Source organism: Pseudomonas sp. NBRC 111131 (assembly GCF_001320525.1).
GTDB classification, from domain to species: Bacteria; Pseudomonadota; Gammaproteobacteria; order Pseudomonadales; family Pseudomonadaceae; genus Aquipseudomonas; species Aquipseudomonas ceruminis.
Genome location: NZ_BCBH01000013.1, coordinates 28,678 through 54,986, shown reverse-complemented (window position 1 = coordinate 54,986; position 26,309 = coordinate 28,678). Strand labels below are relative to the sequence as shown.

Annotated in this window: 24 protein-coding genes; 6 read left to right on the top strand and 18 right to left on the bottom strand. The window is 63.6% G+C overall.

All coding sequences use genetic code 11. The annotated features are described in order from the left end of the window. The first annotated feature begins 46 nt into the window (after positions 1-46). Positions 47-667 carry a TetR/AcrR family transcriptional regulator gene (locus APH34_RS14195; protein WP_054901664.1) on the top strand — a complete coding sequence of 207 codons (621 nt, stop codon included), beginning with the start codon at positions 47-49 and terminating at the stop codon, positions 665-667. A gap of 108 nt (positions 668-775) precedes the next feature. Here APH34_RS14195 and preA read toward each other — a convergent pair whose 3' ends face one another. The 3 genes from preA to hydA all read right to left on the bottom strand — a co-directional run bounded on the left by preA (position 776) and on the right by hydA (position 4,951). Then, positions 776-2,050 (bottom strand): NAD-dependent dihydropyrimidine dehydrogenase subunit PreA, encoded by a 1,275-nt coding sequence (preA, locus tag APH34_RS14190; RefSeq protein ID WP_054901663.1) that lies wholly within the window; start codon positions 2,048-2,050, stop codon positions 776-778. Next, entirely contained in the window at positions 2,051-3,418 is a 1,368-nt protein-coding gene (locus APH34_RS14185; protein ID WP_054901662.1) for an NAD(P)-dependent oxidoreductase, read from the bottom strand. It lies immediately after the preceding gene. Positions 3,419-3,511: 93 nt separating this feature from the next. Next, positions 3,512-4,951: a dihydropyrimidinase gene (gene hydA, locus APH34_RS14180; protein ID WP_054901661.1), complete on the bottom strand. Its 1,440-nt coding sequence runs from the start codon at positions 4,949-4,951 to the stop codon at positions 3,512-3,514. A 616-nt stretch (positions 4,952-5,567) separates the two neighbouring features. Between hydA and APH34_RS14175 the strand changes: the two genes are divergently transcribed. Both APH34_RS14175 and APH34_RS14170 read left to right on the top strand, forming a co-directional pair. Beyond that, a complete protein-coding gene (locus tag APH34_RS14175; RefSeq protein ID WP_054901660.1) occupies positions 5,568-7,070 on the top strand; it encodes an NCS1 family nucleobase:cation symporter-1 in 1,503 nt (500 codons plus the stop codon). A 13-nt stretch (positions 7,071-7,083) separates the two neighbouring features. Further along, the gene (locus APH34_RS14170) at positions 7,084-8,367 is read left to right on the top strand and encodes a Zn-dependent hydrolase (RefSeq protein ID WP_054901659.1); all 1,284 of its coding nucleotides are present in this window, start codon (positions 7,084-7,086) and stop codon (positions 8,365-8,367) included. A 65-nt stretch (positions 8,368-8,432) separates the two neighbouring features. On the opposite strand, the gene APH34_RS14165 is transcribed toward APH34_RS14170, so the two are convergent. From APH34_RS14165 to APH34_RS14155, 3 genes are all read right to left on the bottom strand, one after another. Next, entirely contained in the window at positions 8,433-9,389 is a 957-nt protein-coding gene (locus tag APH34_RS14165; protein WP_054901658.1) for a ribonuclease Z, read from the bottom strand. Positions 9,390-9,432: 43 nt separating this feature from the next. Beyond that, positions 9,433-9,996, bottom strand: a complete 564-nt coding sequence (locus APH34_RS14160) for a lipocalin family protein (protein WP_054901657.1) — start codon at positions 9,994-9,996, stop codon at positions 9,433-9,435. Between the two features lie 71 nt (positions 9,997-10,067). Further along, on the bottom strand, positions 10,068-10,703 hold the full coding sequence (locus tag APH34_RS14155; protein WP_054901656.1) for a dihydrofolate reductase family protein: 636 nt from the start codon (positions 10,701-10,703) through the stop codon (positions 10,068-10,070). Between the two features lie 170 nt (positions 10,704-10,873). Here APH34_RS14155 and APH34_RS14150 point away from each other — a divergent pair, with 170 nt between their 5' ends. Together APH34_RS14150 and nudC are read left to right on the top strand one after the other, a co-directional pair. Then, complete coding sequence (locus APH34_RS14150; protein ID WP_054901655.1) at positions 10,874-11,686, top strand: crotonase/enoyl-CoA hydratase family protein; 813 nt, start codon at positions 10,874-10,876, stop codon at positions 11,684-11,686. Positions 11,687-11,719: 33 nt separating this feature from the next. Beyond that, positions 11,720-12,550: an NAD(+) diphosphatase gene (gene nudC, locus APH34_RS14145; RefSeq protein ID WP_054901654.1), complete on the top strand. Its 831-nt coding sequence runs from the start codon at positions 11,720-11,722 to the stop codon at positions 12,548-12,550. On the opposite strand, the gene APH34_RS14140 is transcribed toward nudC, so the two are convergent. Continuing rightward, on the bottom strand, positions 12,518-13,297 hold the full coding sequence (locus tag APH34_RS14140; protein WP_054901653.1) for a TSUP family transporter: 780 nt from the start codon (positions 13,295-13,297) through the stop codon (positions 12,518-12,520). The two genes, nudC and APH34_RS14140, sit on opposite strands and share 33 nt — an antisense overlap. A gap of 187 nt (positions 13,298-13,484) precedes the next feature. On the opposite strand from APH34_RS14140, the gene APH34_RS14135 reads away from it, so the two are divergent. Further along, entirely contained in the window at positions 13,485-14,282 is a 798-nt protein-coding gene (locus APH34_RS14135; RefSeq protein WP_054901652.1) for a fibronectin type III domain-containing protein, read from the top strand. A 77-nt stretch (positions 14,283-14,359) separates the two neighbouring features. Here the strand turns inward: APH34_RS14135 and APH34_RS14130 are convergent, their stop codons facing one another. From APH34_RS14130 to APH34_RS14080, 11 genes are all read right to left on the bottom strand, one after another. After that, the gene (locus APH34_RS14130; RefSeq protein ID WP_054901651.1) at positions 14,360-15,190 is read right to left on the bottom strand and encodes an alpha/beta fold hydrolase; all 831 of its coding nucleotides are present in this window, start codon (positions 15,188-15,190) and stop codon (positions 14,360-14,362) included. A 126-nt stretch (positions 15,191-15,316) separates the two neighbouring features. Next, positions 15,317-16,672 carry a glutamine synthetase family protein gene (locus tag APH34_RS14125; RefSeq protein WP_054901650.1) on the bottom strand — a complete coding sequence of 452 codons (1,356 nt, stop codon included), beginning with the start codon at positions 16,670-16,672 and terminating at the stop codon, positions 15,317-15,319. A 9-nt stretch (positions 16,673-16,681) separates the two neighbouring features. Next, a complete protein-coding gene (locus APH34_RS14120) occupies positions 16,682-17,233 on the bottom strand; it encodes a helix-turn-helix domain-containing protein (RefSeq protein WP_054901649.1) in 552 nt (183 codons plus the stop codon). Then, positions 17,226-18,515 carry an FAD-binding oxidoreductase gene (locus APH34_RS14115; RefSeq protein ID WP_054901648.1) on the bottom strand — a complete coding sequence of 430 codons (1,290 nt, stop codon included), beginning with the start codon at positions 18,513-18,515 and terminating at the stop codon, positions 17,226-17,228. The genes APH34_RS14120 and APH34_RS14115 overlap by 8 nt, the downstream gene beginning before the upstream one ends. Positions 18,516-18,683: 168 nt before the next feature. After that, complete coding sequence (locus APH34_RS14110) at positions 18,684-20,621, bottom strand: DNA topoisomerase III (protein WP_054901647.1); 1,938 nt, start codon at positions 20,619-20,621, stop codon at positions 18,684-18,686. A 233-nt stretch (positions 20,622-20,854) separates the two neighbouring features. Beyond that, positions 20,855-21,289: a GNAT family N-acetyltransferase gene (locus tag APH34_RS14105; protein WP_054901646.1), complete on the bottom strand. Its 435-nt coding sequence runs from the start codon at positions 21,287-21,289 to the stop codon at positions 20,855-20,857. After that, a complete protein-coding gene (locus tag APH34_RS14100) occupies positions 21,282-22,448 on the bottom strand; it encodes a cupin domain-containing protein (protein WP_054901645.1) in 1,167 nt (388 codons plus the stop codon). The genes APH34_RS14105 and APH34_RS14100 overlap by 8 nt, the downstream gene beginning before the upstream one ends. A gap of 81 nt (positions 22,449-22,529) precedes the next feature. After that, positions 22,530-23,900, bottom strand: coding sequence for an adenylosuccinate lyase (gene purB, locus APH34_RS14095; RefSeq protein ID WP_054901644.1), 1,371 nt, complete (start codon positions 23,898-23,900; stop codon positions 22,530-22,532). A gap of 130 nt (positions 23,901-24,030) precedes the next feature. After that, the gene (hflD, locus tag APH34_RS14090) at positions 24,031-24,657 is read right to left on the bottom strand and encodes a high frequency lysogenization protein HflD (protein ID WP_054901643.1); all 627 of its coding nucleotides are present in this window, start codon (positions 24,655-24,657) and stop codon (positions 24,031-24,033) included. Further along, the gene (gene mnmA / locus APH34_RS14085; protein WP_054901642.1) at positions 24,654-25,778 is read right to left on the bottom strand and encodes a tRNA 2-thiouridine(34) synthase MnmA; all 1,125 of its coding nucleotides are present in this window, start codon (positions 25,776-25,778) and stop codon (positions 24,654-24,656) included. The genes hflD and mnmA overlap by 4 nt, the downstream gene beginning before the upstream one ends. Before the next feature lie 59 nt (positions 25,779-25,837). Then, positions 25,838-26,278, bottom strand: a complete 441-nt coding sequence (locus APH34_RS14080) for an NUDIX hydrolase (protein WP_054901641.1) — start codon at positions 26,276-26,278, stop codon at positions 25,838-25,840. Positions 26,279-26,309: the final 31 nt, after the last annotated feature.

Below are 26,309 nucleotides of genomic sequence, written 5' to 3'. Positions count from 1 at the left end.
ATAGGCAAGCCAGCGTCTACAAGGGGCGCGTGGTATTAGGAACGGCATGGCCAACCACAAGATCGAAATTCGCCGACGCAACGTCGAAAAAATTCTCGTCGCCGCAGAAAAGGTGTTCGCCGAGAAGGGGTACGGCGCCACCTCCATGGGCGATATCGCCGAACAGGCCGAGCTGCCGCGCTCCAACCTGCATTACTACTTCAGCACCAAGGATGAGCTGTTTCGCGCGGTGTTGCAGGACCTGCTGGATGTGTGGAAGCAGGATGCGCTGTGTTTCGAGAACTTCGACGACCCGCGCGTGGTGCTCACCAGCTACATCCGCGCCAAGATGGGCCATTCGCGTTCGCGGCCGCTGGGCTCGAAGATCTGGGCTGAAGAGATGCTGCACGGCGCCCCGCTACTGGGGGTGAACCTCGATGACAGCCTGGTGCCGTGGGCCAAATTGAAGGAAGACAAGATCCGCCGCTGGGTGGAGGAGGGGCGGATCCTGGCGGTGGAGCCTTCGGCGCTGCTGTACATGATCTGGGCGTCGACCCAGCACTATGCCGACTTTGGTTACCAGGTGGCACTGCTCAATGGTGGTGAGCCGCTGTCGGACGGGGCGTTCGAGCGGGCGGTCCAGACGGTGACATGCGTGATCCTGCGTGGGATAGGGCTGGAGCCTTGATGGCTGGCAAACGCCGGCAAGCCCGCTCCCACATCAAACATGTCCCCGCCATGGTGTACCTGTCCTGTGCAGCGCATCGAGGCGGATAACAAAGCGCCCCGCGCAATCTCAACTGGCTTCGCGGTAGGGGTTACGCGGGTCCTGCGTCCAGTTCAGGTACGGTTTGCCCGTCTCCTGCGCCACCATCTCGATGCAATTTTCCACCGGGCAGGTGATCTGGCACAGGTTGCAGCCCACGCATTCGTCCTCGATCACCGTGTAGGCATGGGTCCCGTCAGCCTTCAGGGTGCTGGCAATGGCCTGGTGCGAGGTGTCCTCGCAGGCGATGTGGCAGCGCCCACAGCCGATGCAGGCCGCCTGGTCGATATGCGCCACCGATTTGTAGTTGATGTCCAGGTACTTCCAGTCGGTGGTGTGGCCCACCGCCTGGCCACGGAATGCCTCCAGGTTGCGGTGCCCGTGCTGGTCCATCCAGCGCGCCAGCCCGTCCTTCATGTCTTCGACAATGCGAAAACCATGCAGCATCGCCGCTGTACATACCTGCACGGCACCGCTGCCCAGGGCGATGAATTCGGCGGCATCCCGCCACGTGCCGATCCCCCCGATGCCGCAGATCGGCAGCCCGTGCGTTTCCGGATCGCGGGCAATCTCGGCCACCATGTTCAGCGCGATGGGTTTTACCGCCGAGCCACAATAACCCCCGTGTGTGCTCTGATCACCGACGATCGGGTGGGCGACCATGCGGTCCAGGTCGACACTGGTAATCGAGTTGATCGTGTTGATCAGCGACACGGCATCCGCCCCGCCGCGATGCGCCGCGCGTGCCGACTGACGGATGTCGGTGATATTGGGCGTGAGCTTGACGATGACCGGTAACGAGCAGTGCTGCTTGCACCAGCGGGTGACCATCTCCACATACTCGGGTACCTGGCCAACCGCTGCGCCCATGCCGCGCTCGGGCATGCCATGTGGGCAGCCGAAGTTCAGTTCGATGCCGTCGGCACCGGTGGCCTCCACCAGCGGCAGGATGAATTTCCACGATTGCTCGACGCACGGCACCATCAACGACACGATCAGCGCACGGTCGGGCCAGTCCTTTTTTACCTGGGTGATTTCGCGCAGGTTGATCTCCAGTGAACGGTCGGTGATCAACTCGATATTGTTGATGCCCTGCACCAGGCGGTTGGCGCCGTAGTGCGCCGAGTAGCGCGACGATACGTTGACCGCTGCCGGGTCTTCGCCCAGGGTTTTCCAGACCACGCCACCCCAGCCGGCCTCGAACGCGCGAACCACGTTGTAGGCCTTGTCGGTGGGTGGCGCGGAAGCCAGCCAGAAAGGGTTGGGTGCCTTGATGCCGGCGAACACGATAGACAAGTCGGCCATTTATGCAGCCTCCACGTTGAGCATGAGTTGGGCATGGATGGCTTCGGCTGCCAGCTTGCCGTGTTGCACGGCCTGGACGGTAAGGTCCTGGCCCAGGGCAGTACAGTCGCCGCCGGCATAAACACCCGGCAGGCTGGTGCGCATGTGTTCATCGACGCGAATGCGTTCACCGTCGCGGACCAGTTGCGCGGCCAGCGGGTCGCTCAGGGCTTGCTCGTCGAAGCGTTGGCCGATGGCCTTGAAGATCGCATCGGCGGCCAGCTCGAAGGTTTCGCCAGTATCGCCCAGGCGGCCTTCGACCAGCGCCGTGCGAGCGAAGCGCATGCCGCGAACCTGGCCGTTGTCGTCCAGCAGCACGGCGTCGGGGCGGGCCCAGGTGTGCAGGCGCACCTGGTTGGCTTTGGCGATGTCTTGCTCATGACCGGTGGCGCCCATGTCGGCAGGGCCGCGGCGGTACACCAGGTTGACATCGTGGGCGCCGAGGCGGCTCATCTGCACCGCCATGTCGATGGCAGTGTTGCCGGCACCGATGACCAGGCAGCGGCCGGCCAGCGGCAATTGCGTGAGGTCGTCCGCCTGGCGCAGTTCGCGGATGTAGTCGGTGGCAGCCAGCAGGCCTGGCGCGTGCTCCTCTGGCAGGCCCAACTGACGCACGGCATTCAGGCCAAGGCCAAGGAACACCGCCGCGTACTGGTCGCGCAGCTCGGCCAGGCTCAGGTTGCTGCCCAGGCGTTGGCCATGGCGGATTTCGATGCCGCCGATACCGAGCAGAAACTCGACTTCGCGCTGGGCATAGTCGTCCACCAGCTTGTAGCGTGCGATGCCGTATTCATTCAGGCCCCCGGCCTTGTCACAGGCCTCGAACACCACCACCTCATGCCCATGCATGGCCAGGCGGTGGGCGCAGGACAGCCCGGCCGGACCGGCACCGACCACGGCAATGCGCTTGCCGGTGGCGGGCGAGCGCTTGAACGGGTGCTCGCTGAACCAGGCATTGTCCAGGGCGTAACGCTGCAGCTGGCCGATCAGCACGGGCGCGCATTCCTGGGCGTTGTTGCGCACGCAGGCTTGTTGGCAAAGGATCTCGGTGGGGCATACGCGGGCGCAACTGCCGCCCAGAATGTTGGCCGAGAGAATGCGCTCGGCGGCTCCTTGCAGGTTTTCGTCGCTGATGCGGTGAATGAACGACGGGATGTCGATCTCGCTCGGGCAGGCGTTCACGCAGGGGGCGTCGTAACAGTACAGGCAGCGGGCGCTTTCCACGGCGGCCTGGCGCGCGGTGAGGGGTGGCGCGAGGTCACTGAATTGCTCGGCCAGTTGGTCGGCGCCGGCCCGGGGGCGCGGCAAATGGTTCAGGGCATCGATCACGGTTGTAGCCTCTCTTTTCTTTTTGGATGTGGCAGTCAACGGCAATACGGCGCCGTCCGGCCTCTGAGGGCCGGTTCGGCAGTGCGGGGTGGCTCAGCGCTGAACGGGGGTCGGGCGCTGCTGCTCGGCGCGTCGGCCCAGTACCTCATACACCGAGGGGTAGGCCGGGCGCTCCACGTAACGACCCGCGCCAGGCTCGGCGCGCACGTCGCCATCGGCCCAGACCACGCGGCCCTGGCTGATGGTGTGGCTGGGGATGCCGCGTACGGTGCGGCCTTCGAAGATATTGAAATCCACCCGCTGGTGGTGGGTTTGGGCAGAAATGGTACGTGTGCCCTGCGGGTCCCACAGCACCAGGTCGGCATCGGCGCCGATGCGGATGGCGCCCTTGCGTGGGAACAGGTTGAAGATCTTCGCGGTGTTGGTGGAGGTCAGTGCGACGAACTCATGCATGGACAGGCGCCCGCTGTTCACACCGGCGTCCCACAACACGGCCATGCGATCCTCGATGCCGGCCGTGCCGTTGGGGATGCGGCTGAAGTCGTTGCGGCCTATGGCTTTCTGTTCGGCGCAGAAGCAGCAGTGGTCGGTGGCGGTGGTGTGCAGGTTGCCCGATTGCAGCCCACGCCACAGGGCCTCTTGGTGCTCACGCGGGCGGAACGGCGGGCTCATCACGTAGCCGGCGGCGGTGGCCCAGTCGGGGTTGCGGTAGACGCTGTCGTCGAGCAACAGGTGGCCGGGCAGTACTTCGCCGTACACCGGTTGGCCTTTGGCCCGGGCGTAGGTGATTTCATCCAGCGCTTCGCGGCTGGAAATGTGTACCACGTACAGCGGTGTACCAATGGTTTCGGCAATACGAATGGCCCGGCTGGCTGCCTCGCCTTCGACTTGCGACGGGCGCGACAGCGGGTGTGCCTCCGGGCCGGTCAGCCCCTGGGCCAGCAGTTTCCGTTGCAGGTGGTACACCAGTTCGCCGTTTTCGGCGTGCACGGTAGGTACTGCGCCCAGTTGCAGGCAGCGCTCGAAGCTGGCGACCAGGGTGTCGTCGGCCGCCATGATGGCGTTCTTGTAAGCCATGAAGTGCTTGAAGCTGTTGACCCCGTGCTGGGTCACCAACTCGCCCATTTCTTCGGCTACCTGCTCACTCCACCAGGTGATGGCGACATGGAAACCATAGTCGGATGCACTTTTTTGCGCCCAGCCGCGCCAGGTGTGGAAGGCCTCCAGCAGCGACTGCTGCGGGTTGGGGATGACGAAGTCAATGATCGAGGTGGTGCCGCCGGCCAGCCCCGCGGCGGTGCCGCTGAAAAAGTCCTCGCTGGCCACGGTGCCCATGAATGGCAACTGCATGTGGGTGTGCGGGTCGATGCCCCCGGGCATCAGGTACTGGCCGCTGCCGTCGAGGGTCTCGCAGTCGGTAGGGGGGACAAGGTCTTTGCCGATGGCGCGGATCTGGCCATCGACACACAGGACATCAGCGGGATAACGCTCTTCGTGGGTGACCACGGTGGCGCCACGGATCAACAGGGACATGCCGTCTTCCTCGCAGGCTGACCGGTCTGTGCCGGTTCTTGAAATTGTTATGTGCCAGTGGCTGGAGGCGGGGCTTTAATCCTGTCAGACCTGACAAGAATGGAATCTAGATGCTGATTGTGGATTGTTCAAGAAATTTTTTTATGAGCTTATAACCGTAATAAGTCATTGATATTAAAGTAATAATTTATGAAATCACCAAAATGGTGAGGTGCTTCACCATTTTGACGCACTTGACAAGAAGCCAAATTGGTCAAGATTTTCCATGCAAAATCAGCCGCTTGAAACCTGGCTTCGAGGCGCAGCCGCGCCGCTGAAAAATCAGGCTGCACCAGATTGAAACCTGATGCAGGGGCCAGGGCCGGCCCATGGCGGTGAGCGCGCCAGTCGAGGGGATAACCGTGCCTTCGCCTGTAGCAGAAAAATGCCTTGCAGATCAGTTGATTACCTCCGGTCGGCGGCGGCCGGCCGGGCAGCCTCAGGCTCGCCCGGCACGCAATTTGAGTACGGCCACAACCGCCAGGCCGGACCGGAGGAGCAGTACTGGTGGTGTGTGTACTCCGGCCATCGCGTTAGCCCGATGAGCAAACAATTAGAAAAATCTGGAGAAGGCCCCATGCAACAGAACAGATCGCAAGTGATCGAGCAGGCTGGCCTGTTCGAGCTGTCCGCAGGCAGTGACGTCCTCGACAGCCCGCGCTACAACCACGATATCGCGCCGACCAAGGTGCACCAGCGCACCTGGAACAAATGGCACATCACTGCGCTGTGGGTGGGCATGTCCATCTGCGTGCCCACCTACACCCTTGGCGGCGTGCTCACGGCCTACTTTGGCCTGAGCGTGGGCGAGGCATTGCTGGCGATTCTGCTGGCCAATCTCATCGTGTTGATCCCATTGACCCTCAATGCCTTTCCCGGCACCAAGTACGGTATTCCCTTTCCGGTGTTGCTGCGGTCCTCGTTCGGCATCCTCGGCTCCAATGTGCCGTGCCTGATCCGTGCGGTGGTCGCCTGTGGTTGGTTCGGCATCCAGACGATGTTCGGCGGGTTGGCCATCCACCTGTTCCTGGGCTCCATCTTCGACGGTTGGAAAGCCCTGGGCGGTACCGGCGAGGTGATCGGCTTCATGATCTTCTGGGCCATCAACCTGTGGGTGGTGCTGCGTGGCGCCGAGTCGATCAAGTGGTTGGAGACCCTGTCGGCCCCGTTGCTGGTGGCGGTGGGGTTCGGCCTGCTGTTCTGGGCGCTGCCGCACATGTCCATGACCGAGCTGCTGGCGCAGCCGCCCAAGCGCCCGGAAGGGGCCAGCGTGGTCAGTTATTTCTGCGCCGGGCTGACGGCGATGGTCGGGTTCTGGGCCACGCTGTCACTGAACATACCCGACTTCAGCCGTTACGCCAAAAGCCAGAAAGACCAGATTCTGGGGCAGATCTTCGGCCTGCCACTGACCATGTTCCTGTTCGCCGCCCTGGGGGTGGTGATGACGGCCGCGTCGGCGTCGCTGGTGGGCGAAACGGTGTCCGACCCGGTGAGCCTGATCGGCAAGATTCACAGCCCCGGCTGGGTGGCGCTGGCCATGGCGTTGATCGTGGTCGCCACGTTGTCGACCAACACCGCCGCCAACATCGTCTCACCGACCAACGATTTTCAGAACATCGCGCCACGCTTGATCGGGCGTAGCCGTGCAGTATGGCTGACCGGCTTCATCGGCCTGGTGCTGATGGGCCATGAGTTGCTGAAGAAGCTTGGCTGGATCGTTTCCGATCTGAGCCTTGAGAGTGTCTATTCCAACTGGTTGCTGGGCTATTCCAGCCTGCTTGGGCCGATTGCCGGGATCATGGTGGTGGATTACTTCCTGATCCGACGGCAGAAGCTGGACTTGGCCGGCTTGTACCGTGATGACGTTTACCCAGCCTGGAACTGGGCAGGGTTTGCCGCCTTTGCGTTGCCGGTGGCGCTGACCGTGATGGCCATCGGCAACAGCAGTTTCAGCTGGTTCTACGACTATGGCTGGTTCACCGGATCGCTGCTTGGCGGGGCGCTGTACTACGCCCTGGGCGGTTTGGCCGTGCGTGGGCCAGTGCAGCCGGTGATAAGTGCAGACAACAAAAACGCCTGAGGAGACCTTACCCATGACCCCAGCCCAACACGCCCTGCAATCGACTGAACGCCACGTGAACAGTGACCGCCTGTGGCAATCGCTGATGGACCTCGCCCGCCTCGGGGCCACACCCAAGGGCGGTGTCTGCCGCCTGGCGCTGACCGACCTCGACCGCCAGGCCCGCGACCTGTTCGTTGATTGGTGCGAGGCGGCCGGGTGCAGCGTCAGCGTCGACGCGGTCGGCAATATCTTTGCCCGCCGCCCCGGGCGCAACCCCAAGCTGCCTCCGGTGATGACCGGCAGCCACATCGACACCCAACCCACCGGCGGCAAGTTCGACGGTTGCTTCGGGGTGATGGCTGGGCTGGAGGTGATCCGCACCCTCAATGACCTGGGCATCGAGACCGAGGCACCGTTGGAGGTGGTGGTGTGGACCAACGAGGAGGGCTCGCGATTTGCGCCCTGCATGATGGGGTCTGGGGTCTTTGCCGGCAAGTTCACCCTCGAGCAGACCCTGGCCAAGCGCGATGCCCAGGGGATAACGGTGGGCGAGGCGTTGAACGCTATCGGCTATGCCGGCCAGCGGGCAGTGCTTGGCCACCGGGTCGGGGCCTACTTCGAAGCACACATCGAGCAGGGCCCGATCCTCGAAGACCAGGCCAAGACCATCGGCGTGGTGCTCGGTGCCCTGGGGCAGAAGTGGTTCGACCTGACCCTGCGCGGTGTCGAAGCCCATGCCGGCCCTACGCCGATGCACCTGCGCAAGGATGCCTTGGTGGGCGCCGCCGCCGTGGTCGAGGCGGTCAATCGTGCAGCGCTTGGCCATCAGCCACATGCCTGCGGCACGGTCGGTTGCCTGCAGGCCTATCCCGGTTCACGTAACGTGATCCCGGGTGAGGTGCGCATGACCTTGGACTTCCGTCACCTTGAAAGCGAGCGGCTGGATACGATGATCGCGGATGTGCGGGCGGTCATCGACGCCACCTGTGCCAAACACGGCCTGAGCCATGAACTGATCCCCACAGCCGACTTCCCGGCGCTGTACTTCGATCGGGGTTGCGTCGATGCCGTACGCGAATCTGCCCAGGCGCTTGGTTTGCCGCACATGGACATCGTCAGTGGGGCAGGGCATGACGCAATCTTCCTGGCCGAACTAGGGCCGGCGGGGATGATCTTCGTACCGTGCGAGAACGGCATCAGCCACAACGAGATCGAGAACGCCACGCCGCAGGACTTGGCGGCAGGCTGCGCCGTGTTGCTGCGGGCGATGCTGGCGGCGTCGGAGGCGATTGCCAGCGGGCGGTTAGCCGCTTAGTGCCAGCACCGGCCCCGTGAAGGGGCCGGTGCTGCAGGCCCAGGCGCCCCTCTGTTTGAACGTGATTACGAGGCGGACAGACGCCCATCGCGCCCGATGTGATAGCGCTGCAGGTCCTGAGCCAGGGTGAGGTGACCGCTGTAGTGGGCCTGCGCTTCAACTCGCACGTCCTCGATATTCGGGCTGCGCCGCGGGTCGGATTGGTAGCGGGCGCTGAAGTGGGTCAGCACCAGGTTGCGCACGCCGGCGGTTTCGGCAAAGCGCGCCACCGTCGCCGCGCTGCTATGGCCGAACGTGGCGCCGGTGCGCTCGATGATTGCCTGGGTGAAGGTCGCTTCGTGCACCAGTACATCCACATCCCTGGCCACCTCGGCCAGCAGTTCAGGGGTGTCATTGTCGCCGCAGACGATCACCCGCCGCGCCGGTCGTGAGGCGCGCAAGTAATCCTGGCCGCGCAGTACGTGCCCGGCATGTTCTACCACTGCGCCCTTGGCCAGGGCGCCCCACAGTGGCCCGCGCGGGATGCGCTCGGCGTCGAGGCGCTGCACGTCCAGGCGTGGTTCGGGATTGCGCTCGGTGAAGATGAAACCGACGCTCGGCACTCGGTGTGACAGCACGACACGTTCGACCTTGACCGTGTCGCTGGACCACCCCTCGAAAACCTCGACGGCGAACAGGCGCAGCTCGAAAGGCAGAAAGGTGTCACTGGCTGCCAGGCTCAGGCGTACCCAGTCATGCAGCGCGGCGGGCACGATCAGGTCCAGCGCATGGGTGCGTCCGCTCATACCGGCACTGGCCAGTAGTCCCGGCAGGCCGAAGCAATGGTCGCCGTGCACATGGGTGATGAAGATCGCGCGCAGGTCGCGCACCGACAGCGAGGTGTGCAGCAACTGGTGCTGGGTGCCTTCGCCACAGTCCACCAGGTACCAGTGGCTGCCATTGGCTTCGATGACGGCGGTGGCGCTGACGTTGCGCCCCTTGGTTGGCACCCCGGCCGAGGTGCCCAGAAACTGCAGGTCCAAAGCCGGGCTCCAGAAGTTGCGGGCTTACACAGTAGCCCGGTTGTCAGGGCTTGGCGAGGTCATCCTGGCGCCAGATCAACTTACTGGTGTCGTAGCCCTGTTTCTGGGCAACCGCCAGCAGTTGCTCACGCGTCTGGTCGGTGATTGCCGGTGTGCGCGACAGCAGCCACAGGTATTCCCGATTCGGGTGACCGACCAGCGCCACGCGGTAGTCCTTGTCGTGGTAAAGCACCCAGTATTCGCCCTTGGTCAGCCCCGGCGCCAGGCGGCTGAACCAGTTGTCGAACTGTACCCAGAGCTTATCGGTCCTGCCGGGCTGCTGGGCTTGGGCGACGCCCTTGGCTTCATTCCACTGGCCGTCCTTTTCCTTGCAACGGTTGGTCACATCGATGCGGCCGTCTTCGCGCAAACCATAGTGCGCCTCGGACTGCACGCAGTTGCGCTGGAAGAACATCGGCAGGCGCGCTAGCTCGTACCAGGTGCCCTGGTAGCGTTGCAGATCGACCTGTTGGGTGGTGGGTGGCGAGCGGTGTTCGTCGTCTGACCCGGCGCAGCCAGCGATGGCCAGCGTCATGCAGGAAACGATCAGGGCTGTACGCAACGCCATGGCAAACCTCCTGAAAGCGGATGAGGGCTTACCTGTGTTCGATGCGCGCACGCTGTAAAAGTTGTATTGAATCAGCCCTCGTCAGCGGGCAGTTCGAACGATCCGGTCTGCACCTTCCCTGCGCGAAGGTAACGGGCGATGATCACGCCCTTGGGCGACACCTGCGAGTGTTGCAAGGTGAAAGCCGCTGCGGCGGCGTCGCTGCCGAACAGGCGCCTGCCGTGGCCAAGCAGCAACGGGTGGATCAGCAGGTGCAGTTCATCCACCAGGTCGGCCGCCAGCAGTTGCTGCACCAGCTCAGCACTGCCCTGGGTCAGCAGCGCAGCGCCATCCTGTTGCTTAAGGGCACGCACGGCGCCGGTCACGTCGCTGCCCAGGGCGTGGCTGTTGGACCAGACAAGGGTGTCGGGCGAGTGGGTGGCGACGTGTTTGGGTACGCTGTTGAACAGGTTGGCGATGGAGAAATCTTCGGTGTTGTCTTTCACCTTCGGCCAGTAGCTGGCGAAGATGTCATAGGTGCGCCGGCCCAATAGCAGCTCGAACGGCTGGCTGAACAGCGCTTGCATGGCCTGGCCGAAGACGGCTTCGGCGTAGGGCACGATCCAGCCGCCGTAGGCGAAGGCGCCGCGGGTGTCTTCCTGTGGGCCGCCGGGGGCCTGCATGACGCCGTCGAGGCTGATGAAGGCGGCAACGATGAGTGTGCGCATGGTGGGCTCCTGGGCGATGGCCTGTGGGTCTGCAGGCCTTACGCTTAGTCGAACCGCATCAGGCGATTTCGACAGCGGTGGCCAGCCGTCCCGCTTTTGGCACAAGCGCGGCAACCGGCCTGGGTTACCATCCTGGGTTGTGAACCTTTCCCCCCACAGGAGTGCAGCCCGTGACCGAGTACAGCGCATTCAAGGTCGAACTGACCGACAACATTGCCCACGTACAGATCAATCGCCCGGAAAAGATCAACGCGATGAACGCCGCGTTCTGGGAGGAAATCGTCGCCATCTTCCAGTGGATCGATGACACCGACGCGGTGCGTGCCGTGGTCATCAGTGGTGCGGGCAAGCACTTCTCGTCGGGCATCGACCTGATGATGCTGGCCTCGCTTGCGGGCCAGATGGGCAAGGACGTGGGCCGTAACGCGCGCTTGCTGCGCCGCACCATCCTGCGCCTGCAGGCTTCGTTCAATGCCGTGGACAACTGCCGCAAGCCAGTGCTGGCGGCCATTCAGGGCTACTGCATCGGCGGCGCCATCGACCTGGTCTCGGCCTGCGACATGCGCTATTGCAGCCGCGATGCGCAGTTTTCGATCAAGGAAATCGACATGGGCATGGCTGCCGATGTCGGAACCCTGCAACGTTTGCCACGTATCATCGGCGACGGCATCATGCGGGAGCTGGCCTTCACCGGGCGTAACGTCGACGCCGATGAGGCACTGCGCATTGGCTTGGTGAACCGGGTCTATGATGATCAGGCTGGATTGCTCGACGGAGTCTTTGCCATTGCCCGCGAGATTGCCGCAAAATCACCGATCGCCGTGGCGGGCACCAAGGAGATGCTCAGCTACATGCGCGACCATCGTATCGACGATGGCCTGGACTACATCGCCACCTGGAACGCTGCGATGCTGCAGTCCGAAGACCTGCGCGTGGCCGTGGCGGCGCACATGAGCAAACAGAAACCGACGTTCGCCGACTGACCGGGCCGGGGGACGCAGCAAAGGAACCCCGACATGTCAGCACGCTGGACTACCGCAGTACTCGACCCGCAGATCACCGGGGGCTGGGCGGTCGCCCGTAGCCCGGACGGGTTCCTGGTGGACGCCAACGGTGCGTTGTTCCCCCGCGACTGGCTCAAGCGCCAGGACCTGGATGTACTGAGCGAACATGGCATCGGTCACTTCGACGGCGAGCCGGTATTCTTGCTGGAGCTGCGCAGCACGGCCGAGTTGCCAGGCTGCAGTTGGCGCGGTCTGCGGGCGTTCATGCTCGAAGGCGATTTCGATACCTACAAAGTGCTCGGCTATGCCGCGCAGATCGGTACCTGGGCCCGCGAGCACCGCTTCTGCGGCAGTTGCGGCCAGGCGATGACACAGATCCGCTGGGAGCGTGCGATGTACTGCCAGCCCTGTGACCTGCGCAGCTACCCGCGTATTTCGCCGAGCATGATCGTGCTGGTGACCCGCGACGACGAAATTCTGCTGGCGCGTTCGCCGCGTTTCGTCCCCGGTGTCTACAGCACCCTGGCGGGCTTTGCCGAACCGGGTGAGTCGGCCGAGGACTGCCTGGTGCGCGAGGTGCGGGAAGAGGTCGCGGTCGAGGTGCGGAACATCCAGTACGTCGGCAGCCAGTGCTGGCCGTTCCCGCACTCGATGATGCTGGGCTTCCACGCCGAGTATGCCGGTGGCGACATCGTCATGCAGCCGGACGAGATAGAGGACGCCCAGTGGTTCAACGTGCATGACCTGCCGCCGCTGCCGGCCGGGCGCTCCATCGCCCGGTACCTGATCGACCTGTACGTGGCGCGCCGCTCAGGCCTGCCCGAACCAGTGCTGCCACGCTAAGCGCACGGTCAGCGCCAGCACCACGGTGATGAATACGGGGCGGATGAACTTGCTGCCACCGCTGATCGCCGTGCGGGCGCCAAAGAATGCACCGACCATCACCGACAGGCCCATGCACAGGCCGACGACGTAGTCCACCTGCCCGGAAATGACGAACACCGTCAGCGCGGCGATGTTGCTGACGAAGTTCATGCTGCGCGCCACGCCGCTGGCGCGGACCAGGTCGATGGGGTAGAGCAGCAACGTACTCACGGTCCAGAACGCACCGGTGCCGGGGCCGGCCACGCCATCATAGAAGCCCAGGGTGAAGCCCTGTGGGAGCTGCCATTTCTTCTTGATGGGCGCATCGGCGTCCAGCGGCGCCTTGGGCGTGCCACCGAACAACAGGTAGATGCCGCACGCGAAGACGATCACGGGCAGCATCTTGTTCAGCCATTCGGCGGGCATGTAGTGGGCGATGATCGCGCCGATCGACGCCCCGAGCAGGGTGGCGAACAAGGCCGGGCGCCACTGCGCCGGGTGGAACAGCTTGCGCTTGTAGTACGTGAAGCCGGCAGTGGCTGAGCCGAAGGTCGAGCTGAGCTTATTGGTGCCCAGCACCAGATGTGGCGGCATGCCGGCAGTGAGCAGCGCCGGGGTGGTGAGCAGGCCGCCGCCGCCGGCAATCGCGTCGATGAAACCGGCAACGAAAGCGACCACGGCAAGGATCAGTAGGGTGAGCGGTTCTACGGTGAGTTCGAAGGGCATCGGCGTTTGCCAGGCAGTAGGATGAACGCGGCAAAACCGCCGCAAGGCGAGGGCTGCATGGTAATCCGCCTGCCAGGGAAACGCACTACTTCTGGCAGTTCTGGGAGTTCACTCCAGGCATCAGTGGCGGATACAACTGGGCGGCGGTGGCAACTTCTTGCCACCCTCACCCGGAAGAAAAATCACCATGCAAGATTATTTGGAAAGCCCAGTCAGTGATCCCCAAGCGACACAGAGAAGCCCCGCGACACCGTTTGATTTCAAACTTGAAGCACTGTCCGATACGGTCGGCAAGTTCTACTACAAGCAGCCCGCCAGCGATATTCCGATCAAGCGTTGGGAAATCGAGCGCAGTGAGGATAGGTTTGCGACCAGCCCATTCAATCGTTCCATTGCCCAGCTCGAAATCGCGTTCACTGAACGCCGCCGTACCTGGGCCGGGATGAAACCAGACACCGCCTATGCATTTCGCATTCGCACTCGCGGGGTGAACAATGTCGCTTCTCCCTGGAGTGAGATTGTACTTGGGCATACGCTTGGGTTAGGCGGTGTCCCCAGCACCCCGAAGAAGCTGCGCATACTGGCCAATACCGGGCAGCGCCTGGATTTGACCTGGGAGGCTTGCGTAGCAGCAACATCGATCAAGGAATATTCGATCTATCGCGATGGGCGGGTGGTCGGGCGTGTGCCCGGTGAGCACTTGACCTTCCAGGATTCCGGGCTCAAGCCTGGTGCGCTGTATACATATGTCGTCGTTGCATGTGATCAAGTGGGGCAGGTATCCACGCCAAGTGCCACGTTGAGCGCACGGACCGAAGGCAGCAATGGGCAGGTGCAGTGGCAGGTCAACCAGCGCTACGAGATCGGTGACATCGTCACTCATCAAGGCAGCCTATGGCAATGCGTGCAGGCTCATGTCGCCTATAGCCCCGACTGGGCACCGGGGCTGCCCGGCATTGAAGTGCTGTGGCAACTGCTTGGTTGACGTTGGTCAGCGCACCGAATGGCTACTGGTTGTCTGCGCGGCACGCCCGCGCAGACAACCAGCTACCTGCAGCGGCCTCAGCTTCGAATGAAGGCGAGCAAATCGGCATTTATCACGTCGGCATGGGTGGTCGGCATGCCATGGGGGAAGCCTTTGTACGTCTTCAACGTGCCATTGGGCAGTAGTTTCGCCGACAGCGGCCCGGCGTTTTCATAAGGCACGATCTGGTCATCATCGCCATGCATCACCAGCACCGGCTGGCGGATATTTTTGAGGTCCTGGGTAAAGTCGGTTTGCGAAAAAGCCACGATTCCGTCGTAGTGAGCCTTGGCACTGCCAATCATGCCTTGCCGCCACCAGTTGGCAATGACCCCTTCGGCAGGCTTGGCGCCTGGCCGGTTGTAACCGTAGAACGGCCCGCTGGGTACATCTCGGTAAAACTGCGCGCGGTTACTCGCCACCTGCACCTGGAAATCGTCAAACACCGATTTGGGTAACCCGCCGGGGTTGTCCGGTGTCTTTACCATCAGCGGTGGTACAGCAGCGATCAACACCGCCTTGGCTACCTTATCGTCAGGGTAGCGGGCCATGTAGCGCACCACTTCGCCGCCGCCCGTGGAGTGGCCGACGTGCACTGCACCCTGGATACCCAGGTGTTCGACCACGGCCGCCGCGTCATCGGCATAGTGGTCCATGTCGTGCCCGTCCCACACTTGGCTGGAGCGTCCGTGACCACGACGGTCATGGGCCACCACGCGAAAGCCGTGGGCGAGGAAGAACAACAGCTGCGCGTCCCAGTCGTCGGCGCTCAGGGGCCAGCCGTGGTGGAAGTGAATGACCTGCGCGTCGCGCGGGCCCCAGTCCTTGTAGAAGATCTGAACGCCATCTTTGGTAGATACGTAGCTCATGGTCGTGTCTCCTCTGTACAGGGGATTGCCGAGTGAGCTATTGAGAATAGGAGAGATTTTTGTCTTGTCAGTGCAGCCCTGTCGCAGGGCACGCCTGCGAAAGGGCTGGAAGGCTCACCGGAAGGTCTACAGGAACCACCGGTACTCCCTGGCACTGACTTCCTGCATGAACGCGAGATGGTCCTGCCGCTTGTTCTCGCAATACACCATCACGAATTCATCCCCCAGCCCTTCGTTCACTGCCGGGTGCGCACGCATGGCCGTGACTGCTGCAAGCATGTCCTTGGGAAAGTCCACGCCGCTGGCGCGGTCTTCGTTCAGTGGGGCAATCGGCTCCTGTCCAGCCTGCAGCCCGTGCTCCATCCCACACAAAATCGCTGCCAGTACCAGGTACGGGTTAGCATCCGCCCCCGCCAGGCGGTGTTCGATACGCAGGTTGCCGGCATCCGAGTCGGGAATGCGAATGCACGCATCACGGTCTTCGAAACCCCAGCTGGCGCGGCTTGCAGCATTGACCATGGCACCGTAGCGGCGAAACGCGTTGTGGTTGGCGGCAAAAATCGGCATGCAGTGCGGCAGCAAGGCCAGGCAGCCGGCCACGGCATGGCGCAAGGGGCGTTGCTGGTCGGCTGCCAGCAGGTTGTTGCCGGCCTGGTCGTAAAGGCTGACGTGCACATGCATGCCGCTGCCCGGCGCTTGCAGGTACGGCTTGCTCATGAATGAGGCACGTAGCCCGTGCTTGCGTGCCACGCCCCGCGTGCTACGGCAGAACAGGGCGGCCCAGTCGGCGGCGCGCAGGCCGTCGTCGCAGTGGCCGAAGTTGATTTCGAACTGGCCCGGGCCCAGCTCGGCGGTGATGACATTGGCATCGACCCCTTGGGTATTGGCGGTTTCTACCATGTCGTGGAGCACGTCGCTGAACCGCGACAAGCGTTCTATATGCAGGTTCGGCTGGTCGTCCGGGTCATCGCTGCTCGGGTCGTGGGGGAACTGTGGCAGGCCTTCCTTGAGTGCCCGGGCGAACAGGTAGAATTCCAGTTCGAATGCTACTACCGGGCGAATGCCACGGCGCTCCAGGCGTTGCAATACACGGGCGAGTACCTCACGTGGCTCGAACTCAATAGGCGCAGCGGTGCCATCGGAACTGATCAGCATCTGGCCCAGCGGTTGGCGCTCCCAATTGACCGGTTTGAGGGTGCCAGGAATCAGGCGCCGCAGCGCATCCGGGTCGCCATCGTTGAAGCAGTAATCGCTTATCGGGAACAGTCCGCCTTGCACCCCCAGCAACGCGCAGTTCTGCGGCAGCTTGAGCGGGCTGCCGGCGGCGACCTTTTCCAGCATGTCGATGGGGTAGCGTTTACCGTAGAAATGCCCGGGAATGTCCAGGCTGAGCAGATCGACGTGGCGCACTTCGGGGTAGCGGGTGCGGAAGGCGCGGACTTCACTGAGCAGGTCGGCAGCGGCTGTAGGTAGTGTTGTCATGCTGTGCTCTCATCGGAAGACCCAGAGGACACGGGTCGTCTGGTCGGTCAGGTTGGCGTAGCGGAACTGGCGGTGCGGCGGTAGCTGAAAGCTGTCGTTGGGGCCTAGCGTCACCGCTTGTTCATGGCCTTCGAGCCACAGGGTCAGCTCGCCTTCAAGCACGAAACCACCCTGTTCGGCGCTGTCATTCAGGTGTCCCTCGCCACTGCTGGCGCCGGGAGCCAGGTGGCTTTCGAGCATGGCGAAGCTGCCGGTGAGCGTGGGCGACACCAGCACGTCGCTGATGCCTGCGGCGTAGTAGAGGGTACGGCGCTCGCCCGGCCGGGTTACCCAGTCCAGCGGGCGCGGTTGGCTGGGCTGGTAGAAGTAAGTGGTCGGTACATGCAGCGCTTCGCTGATGGCGGTAAGGTCGGCCACGGTGGGCTGCGACAGGCCGCGCTCGACCTGGGACAGGAACCCGAGCGAGCGCTTGACCTTGACGGCCAGCTCGCCAAGGGTCAGCCCACGGTGTTTGCGCAGGTCGCGGATCAGTAATGCCAGGCCCTGGGCATCTTCAGACATGATCGCGCATCCTGTACCAGGCCTTGGCGGCCGCCTCCAGTGGCGCGGCCAGCAGGTCGCCGCCGAGGAAGCGGCCATTGTCGATACCCTGGTATAACGCCAGTAGGTCGTCGTCGCCAAGAATCGCATCGCTGACTGCCCGTGCCCCGGCCAAGGTCGGCAGCACACCGTGGCCAGAAAACCCCTGCAGCCAGTAGCGCTGGCCCTCGCGGCCGATATCGGGCGTGCGCTGGATGCTGCAGTCGATGTGGCCACCCCAGGCGTAGTCGATGGCCACGCCGGCCAGTTGTGGGAACACGCGCTCGAGGTGAGGACGGGTTGTACTGGCCACGTCCTTGGGGATACCGCCCAGGTAGGTACAGCCACCGCCGAACAGCAAGCGATGGTCGGGGGTGAGGCGGAAGTAGTCGGGCACGAACTGATTGTCGATCACACAGCTGTTGCGCGGCAGCAGCGAGCGGGCGAAGTCCGCCTCCAGGGGCGCAGTGGTCACCTGGTACGAACCGACCGGCAGCAACCGGCGGGACAGGGTGCGGTCGAGCTGGTCGATGTAGGCGTTGCACGCCAGTACCAGCACGTCACAGTGCACCTCGCCATGGTCAGTACGGGCAACATAGCCATCCGTGGTCTGCTGGTAATTGATGACTTGGCTTTGCTCGAAGATCTGCCCGCCAGCGGTCTCGATCGTGGCGGCCAGCCCTTGGGCCAGTTTCAGCGGGTTCAGGTGCGCGCCCCTGGCGTCATACAACGCGGCCTGGTAGCGCGGGCTGTCGACCCATTGCCCCAACTCGTCGCGGCCGATCAGTCGTAGGGCGTCATAGCCCCATTTGTGCTCGGCGTCGTACAGGGCTTGCTCGAGCATTTTCACCCGGCGTGCCAGTACTGCCGTCCAAAGGCTGCCCACCCGATAATCGATATCGAAGCCGTGGCGCAGCGGCAGCTCACGCATCTCGTCGGCGGCCCAGCACATGCTGTCCCAGAGGCGGCGGGTGCGTTCCACGCCCAACGCCTTTTCGAGCGGCGGCATGTCGCACGACCAGCCCAGCAGCGCCTGGCCGCCATTACGCCCAGAGGCGGCCCAGGCTACCCGGCTGGCTTCCAGCAGGGTCACGCGCTTGCCGGCCACGGCCAGGCGCAGGGCAGTGTGCAAGCCGCTGAAACCGGCGCCGATGATGAGTACATCGGTGTCGTGCCGGCCTTTCAGGGTCGGGCGCAGGGGAATACTGACCGGGTAGGTCTGGGCGTAGTAACTGGCGACGTGCTGGGCGGATTGCTTGAACATGCCGGGCCTCATGAAATTTATTGTGATTATTTTCATGAAAATCTAGCAGGTAATTTTCACCGCGCCACTCAAACCGGGTGGCGGTTCGATCGGCAGCCCTTCGCGGGCCACTCATGGGCAAGCCCGCCCGCCTGTAAGGCAGCGAGCAGACCGAAACCGGCAACCCTCTCAACCGGATGTTTTTGTTGCCTTGCGCTTCGGTTGCCTTGGCTTGCCTGCAGCCGCCTTCCTAGGCTTTTTCTTCCACGGCGCTGCTTTTGCCACCGCCGGCCCGGTGATAGTCATGCGCATGCCGCTGCAACGCTCCACCAGCTTGCCCATCCACGCCGACTGCCGGGCAACGAACTCCTCCAGGCTCATCTCGCCACGCTGCACCATGTCCAGTGCCTGCTCCCAGATCGCCGTGGTGCCGGGGTCGGCGATGGCGCGGGGGACGGCGTCGATCAGGCTGAAGGCGGCCGGAGTGGCGGCCAGTGCCTTGCCGTGCTTGACCAGGTAGCCGCGGTCGAGCAGGCCCTGGATGATGCTGGCACGGGTCGCTTCTGTGCCGATGCCGGTGGTTTCCTTGAGCTTCTGTTTGAGTCGCGGGTCGTCCACCAGCTTGGCCACGTTCTTCATGGCCTTGATCAGGTCGCCTTCAGTGAACGGTTTGGGTGGCTGGGTCCACAGGTCTTTGAGTTGCAGGCCTTGCACTGTGCAGTCCTGGCCTTCGTGCAGCGCAGGCAAGACCTGGGCCGGCGGTGCCTCGCGGCCCTTGGCCGGTGCCAACGCCTCGGGCAGGGCGCGGCGCCAGCCCGGCTCGACGATCTGTTTACCTACGGCGCGCAGGGCGTGGCCTGCACAGTCGAACTCAGCCTGGGTGCGGTCATACTCATGGTGGGGGAGAAACTGCGCCAGGTAGCGGGCGCGGATCAGGGTGTAGACCGCCTTGTGCTTGGCGGGCAGGCGCGAAGGGTCGCTGGCGGCAGCGGTGGGGATAATGCCGTGGTGGGCGCTGACCTTGGCATCGTTCCAGGCCCGCGAACGGCGCTGGGGTTCGAGGTGCGCTTGCAGTGGCGTCAGGGTGGCGTCGGCGCGCTGCAAGGCACTGATGATCGCTGGCGCTTCGCCGTGCTGGCTGAGGGGCAGGTAGCCGCAATCGCTGCGCGGGTACGTGATCAGTTTGTGGGTTTCGTACAGCGCTTGGGCGATGTCGAGGGTTTCCTGGGCACCGAGGCCGAACTTTTTTGAGCACAGCTCCTGCAGGGTGCCGAGGTCGAAGGGCAGGGGCGCTGCCTCGCGTACGCGCTCGGTGGCGACCTCGAGCACCCGCGCCCTGCCGGCGTTGCCGATGTCACTGGCGGCCTGTTGCGCCAGGGCCTGATTGAGGCAGCGGCCCTGGTCGTCGCAGGCGTCTTCCGGCGCGCGCCATTGGGCGTTGAAGCCTTGCTCGGCATGTTCGAGCTGCACGTCGATGGCCCAGAACGGTACCGGCACGAAATCGGCGATGCTGCGGTCGCGGTCGACCACCAGGCGCAGTGTCGGGGTTTGCACCCGGCCCACCGGCAGCACACCCTGGTAGCCGGACTGGCGGCCTAGCAGGGTGAACAGCCGGCTCATGTTCATGCCGATCAGCCAGTCGGCCCGTGAGCGGCCCAGCGCCGAGTGGTAGAGGTTGAAGGTTTCCTGGCCGGGCAGCAGACGCGCCAAGGCCTTGCGGATGGACGCGTCGTCCAGTGCCGACAGCCACAAGCGCTGAATCGGGCCGCGGTAACGGCAGTGTTCGACCAACTCGCGGGCGATCATCTCGCCTTCGCGGTCGGCGTCGGTGGCGATCACCAGTTCACGGGCCTCGCCGAGCAGGCGCTTGACGGCCTTGAACTGGCTGGCGGTCTTGGGCTTGACCAGCATCTTCCATTTTTCCGGGATGATTGGCAGGTCGGCCAGGTTCCAACGCTTGTAGCGCTCGTCGTAGCTGTCGGGTGGGGCGGTTTCGAGCAGGTGGCCGATGCACCAGGTTACGCAGACGTCGGTGCCTTGCCAGCAGCCGTCGCCCTTACGCTGGGCGCCGAGGACTTTGGCGATGTCTTTGGCCTGGGAGGGTTTTTCGCAGAGGAACAGGCGCATGGCCGCAAACGCTTCATCGGGAGTGATGGGCACTAGGATGCGCAAGCGGGGGCGCTGAGGCAAGTTTTATCTGGATGGATGTACAGGTTTTGTCAGTGGGAATGTTGCTGTGTTCACCGGCCCTGGCCCCGGCAAGCCGGCTCCTACAGGTTCATCACCGCCTTTCAGGGCGATGGGTACGTGTGGGAGCGCAGCGTGCCGGGGTGGGGCGGTCAGCTCAACATCTGCCGGGCTCAGGCGATATCGCAGGAGTCACGCACCATGTCCACATGCGGGATGCCGGCTTCGAGGAACTCCTCGCTGACCACGCGGAAGCCCAGCCGCTCGTAGAACGGCGTGGCGTGCACCTGAGCACTGAGCATCTGCTGCTTGAGGTCGCGGTTCTGCGCTTCGACGATCACCGCATTGACCAGCGCATCGCCAACCTTCAACCCGCGCCAGTCCTTGAGCACCGAGATGCGGCCAATGGTGCCGTCGGACAGCAGACGGGCGGTGCCAACCGGATAATCGCCCTCAAGGGCCAGGAAGTGCAGCGCGTCCTGGTCTTCCGAGTCGAACTCAAGCTCCGGCGGAATATGCTGTTCGGCCACAAACACGGCCTCACGAATACGGCGGATATCAGCGTTGTCCTTCTGCCAGTCAGCGAGGCGCACACGAATCTTATTCATTGGCGAATCCCAGGCTTCCTTGTTTGATCAGTTGCTGTACCAGCATAAGGCCATCTTCATCCTGCAACCACTCTTCAAGGTTGTCGATGTGTAACGCGTCGGCGGCGCAGACCAGCTTCAGCAGCTCGCGCAGCTTGGCGGGCAGCGGGCAACTGCGGCCGCTGGCGAACAGCATCAGGTCATCGTTGAGCTCGGACCAGGCCATGCGCGCGCTGGGGTTGCGGATCAGGATGGCACCGTCTTCCAGGGCTTCGATCAGTTCTTCCTCGCTCAGCGCTTCACCCACGACCTGCTCCGGGTAGCGCGGCTCGGTCATGAACTGGCCAAACCAGGTCAGCAGCAGGTCCTTGTCGCTCATGTGCTTGTCGAGCAATGCCTTGAGGCGGTCGAGGGCGTCGTGCTGGATCTGGTGCGGGTCGCTGACCGGTTGGGCGTCGGCGTCGCTGTAGCGCTCTTCGTCCGGCAGGAACTGGCCGAGGAAGTCGGTGAAATGGGTCAGCACTTCGGCGGCGCTCGGGGCGCGGAAACCGACCGAGTAGGTCAGGCAGTCGTCCACGGCCACGCCGTAGTGAGCCAGACGAGGCGGCAGGTAGAGCATGTCGCCAGGCTCCAGGGTCCACTCGCCGCTCTGTTCGAATTCGGCGAGGATGCGCAGATCGGCATGCTCGAGCAGCGGGCTGTCGCTGCTGCACATCTGACCGATCTTCCAGTTGCGCTTGCCATGGCCCTGCAGCAGGAATACGTCGTAGTTGTCGAAGTGCGGGCCGACGCTGCCACCCGGGGCGGCGAAGCTGATCATCACGTCATCGATGCGCCAGCTCGGCAGGAAGCGGAAAGGCTCCAGCAGTTCGGCCACTTCTGGCACGAACTGATCTACCGCCTGCACCAGCAGGGTCCAGTCTTTTTCTGGCAGCTCGGCAAAAGTGTCTTCGTTGAACGGGCCGCGGCGCAGCTCCCACGGGTGGGCGCCGTGCTCGAGCACGATGCGCGACTCGACTTCCTCTTCCAGGGCCAGGCCGGCCAGCTCGTCGGGGTCGATCGGGCTTTCGAAGTCCGGGAACGCCTGGCGCACCAGCAGCGGCTTCTTCTGCCAGTAGTCGCGCATGAATTCGCGGGCCGAGATGCCGCCGAGCAGCTGCAGTGGAGTATCAGGATTCATGTTCAACCTATTGAAAAAACGTAATTTTCGTCCGGGAATAAAAACGCCCGGCCAGGCCGGGCGTTGAACGCGACGGTCAGCTTAGATGCGTTTGGCCTGTGCTGTGGCGTTACCGATATAGCTGGCAGGGGTCAATTGCTTGAGCTCGGCCTTGGCTTCGGCTGGCATGTCCAGGCCGTCGATGAAGGTCAGCAGCGCTTCAGGCGTGATGCCCTTGCCACGGGTCAGCTCCTTGAGCTTCTCGTAGGGGTTCTCGATGTTGAAGCGGCGCATTACGGTCTGGATCGGCTCGGCGAGCACTTCCCAGCAGGCGTCCAGGTCGGCAGCGATGCGGGCGGCGTTGACTTCCAGCTTGCCGATGCCTTTGAGGCTGGCTTCGTAGGCGATGACGCTGTGGGCAAAACCGACGCCCAGGTTGCGCAGCACCGTCGAGTCAGTCAGGTCACGCTGCCAGCGCGAGATCGGCAGCTTGCTGGCCAGGTGCTGGAACAGCGCATTGGCGATACCCAGGTTGCCTTCGGAGTTCTCGAAGTCGATCGGGTTGACCTTGTGCGGCATGGTCGACGAGCCGATTTCGCCAGCAACGGTCTTCTGCTTGAAGTAGCCCAGCGAAATGTAGCCCCAGACGTCGCGGTCGAAATCGATCAGGATGGTGTTGAAGCGGGCAATGGCGTCGAACAGCTCGGCGATGTAGTCGTGCGGTTCGATCTGGGTGGTGTAGGGGTTGAACACCAGGCCCAGTTCGTCTTCGATGAAGGCGCGGGCGTTCTGCTCCCAGTCGATCTGCGAGTAGGCCGACAGGTGGGCGTTGTAGTTACCCACGGCGCCGTTGATCTTGCCCAGCAGCGGCACGGCGGCCACCTGAGCGATCTGGCGCTCCAGGCGATACACGACGTTGGCCAGCTCTTTGCCCAGGGTAGTCGGCGACGCCGGCTGGCCGTGGGTGCGCGACAGCATCGGCACGTCAGCGTGGGCATGGGCCAGCGAGCGGATAGCTTCGGCAATCTGACGCATCAGCGGCAGCAGCACTTCGTCACGGCCGGCGCGCAGCATCAGGGCGTGGGACAGGTTGTTGATGTCCTCACTGGTGCAGGCAAAGTGGATGAACTCACTGACCTTGGCCAGCTCCGGCAACTGCGCGGCCTGCTCCTTGAGCAGGTACTCGATGGCCTTGACGTCGTGGTTGGTGGTGCGCTCGATTTCCTTGACGCGTTCGGCGTGCTCGAGCTTTAAGTCGGTGGCCAGGCTGTCCAGCAGGGCGTTGGCTTCGGCGGAGAATGCCGGCACTTCGCCGATTTGCGGGTGAGCGGCCAGGCGCTGGAGCCAGCGCACTTCGACCAGGGCGCGGAAACGGATCAGGCCGAATTCGCTGAAAATGGGGCGCAAGGCCTGGGTTTTGCCGGCGTAACGGCCGTCTACAGGGGAAACCGCAGTGAGCGAAGAGAGCTGCATGGGGTGTTCTCGGACAGTCAGGCTTTTGGAAGGGCGCATATCATACATGAAAAATGCGCCCAGGTCGGGTGGCTGACCAAAGGTCAGGCCAATCCGTTACGGCTTTATTGCCGGAACGGTCAGAACCCCATCAGGAGGGGCTGCGCATCATGTCGTACAGTTCGTTGAGCAGCTTGCGCCGGCTGAATACCAGCTGCCAGCGGTGCCCGCCCAGTTGGCGCCACAGGCGTGCGGCGCGGATGCCGGCCAGCAGCAGGGCGCGGATCTTCGAGGCGTTGCTGGATTGCTGCAGGAAGCGCATGTCGCCGTGCACCTGGATGCGCTGGCGCAGGGTGCTCAGGGTGTCCTGGTACAACGCACCACTGGAGGCGATCACGTTTTCGTGAACCAGGCCGAAGTGGTCGGCCTGGGACTGGATCTGTGGCAGGCGGTTGCCGATGGTGTCGAGCAGGTCACCGCGCTTGTTGAGCTGGCGCTCGAGACCGAGCATCGACAGGGCGTAGCGCAGTGGTTCGCGCTGCAGGCTGCTGGGGTCGCGCTCCAGGGCGCCGACCAGCGCGCGGTAGCCGTCACGCAGGTTAAGGTCGTCACCACCGAACACCTCCAGGGTGTTCTTGGGGTCGCGCACCAGCAGGCTACCGAGCATGCAGCCGATGTTGGCCTCGCTGGCCTGGCCGGTCCGAGCAATGCGGTCGACCAGCACGGCAGCCTGGAATACGCCACCCAGGGCAATCAATTGCTCCTGCAGGTTGCTCATGCGCGCGGGCTCCATGGCTCGGCGGTTTCGATCACGCCGCCGCCCAGGCAGACCTCGCCGTCGTAGAACACCACCGACTGGCCCGGCGTAACGGCGCGTTGCGGTTCGTCGAACACCGCGCGATAGCCGCTTGCGGTGCGTTCCAGGGTGCAGTGCTGGTCACTCTGGCGGTAGCGCACCTTGGCGGTGAGCGTGCGCGGGCTGCTGAGGTCGATCGGGTTGACCCAGAAAATCTCCGAGGCGAGCAATGCGCGGGAGAACAACCACGGGTGTTCGTTGCCCTGGCCGACCACCAGCACGTTGCGGGTCAGGTCCTTGTGCAGGACGTACCAGGGTTCGTCGCCGGCGTCCTTGAGGCCGCCAATGCCCAGGCCTTGGCGCTGGCCGATGGTGTGGTACATCAGGCCGTGGTGGCGGCCGATCACTTCACCTTCGGTGGTTTCGATGTCGCCAGGCTGGGCCGGCAGGTACTGCTTGAGAAAGTCGCTGAAACGGCGCTCGCCGATGAAGCAGATGCCGGTGGAGTCCTTCTTCTTGGCGGTAGCCAGGCCATGCTTCTCGGCAATGGCGCGTACTTCGGGCTTTTCCAGTTCACCCACGGGGAACAGAGTGCGGGCGATCTCTTTGCCACCGACAGCGTGCAGGAAGTAGCTCTGGTCCTTGTTCGGGTCCAGGCCCTTGAGCAATTCAGTGAGCTCGCCCGTGTCGCGGCGGCGCACATAGTGGCCGGTGGCAATCAGGTCGGCGCCCAGCGACAGGGCGTAGTCGAGGAACGCCTTGAACTTGATTTCACGGTTGCAGAGGATGTCTGGGTTGGGCGTGCGGCCAGCCTTGTACTCCTCGAGGAAATGCTCGAAGACGTTGTCCCAGTACTCCGCGGCGAAGTTGGCGGTGTGCAGCTTGATACCGATGCGGTCGCACACGGCCTGGGCGTCGGCCAGGTCTTCCCGGGCGGTGCAATATTCCGTGCCGTCGTCTTCCTCCCAGTTTTTCATGAACAGCCCTTCCACCTGGTAGCCCTGCTCGATGAGCAGAAGGGCGGAGACGGAAGAGTCCACGCCGCCGGACATGCCGACGATGACGCGGGTCTTGGCGGGGTCTTTGAGTGCTGGGCTGGTCATGGCTACCGATGTGTATCAGAGGGGAAAAACGCCGATTCTATCAAACCCGAGGCTGCGCGTCAGTCGCGTAGCAGGGCAAGGCTGTGCAGCGGGCCGGCCAGGTAGTCGTCGAGGCAGCGTGGCACCAGTTCGCTGCGCCAGCGCGAGGGCTCGGCCAGCAGTTCCTCGCGGGTCAGCCAGACGGCGCGGACGATGTCGCTGTCCAGGGCCAGATCGTCGTGATGGCGCACGGGGCGTGCGGCGAAGCAGATGCGCTGGTAGGTCACACCATTGCTGGGCGCCGTGTACAGGTAAATACCGACCACGCCGGTGAGCTCGACTTCCCAGGCCGTTTCTTCCAGGGTTTCGCGCAGGGCGGCCTGGGGCAGGGTCTCGAAAGGTTCCAGGTGGCCAGCAGGTTGGTTGAAGACGTGCTGGCCGGCCTTGAATTCTTCGACGAAAAGGAATTTGCCCTGGTCTTCGACGACGGTGGCGACGGTGATATGGGGTTGCCAGGTCATAGGCCTGTCCTTCAATCGCTGGGGCTGCGTA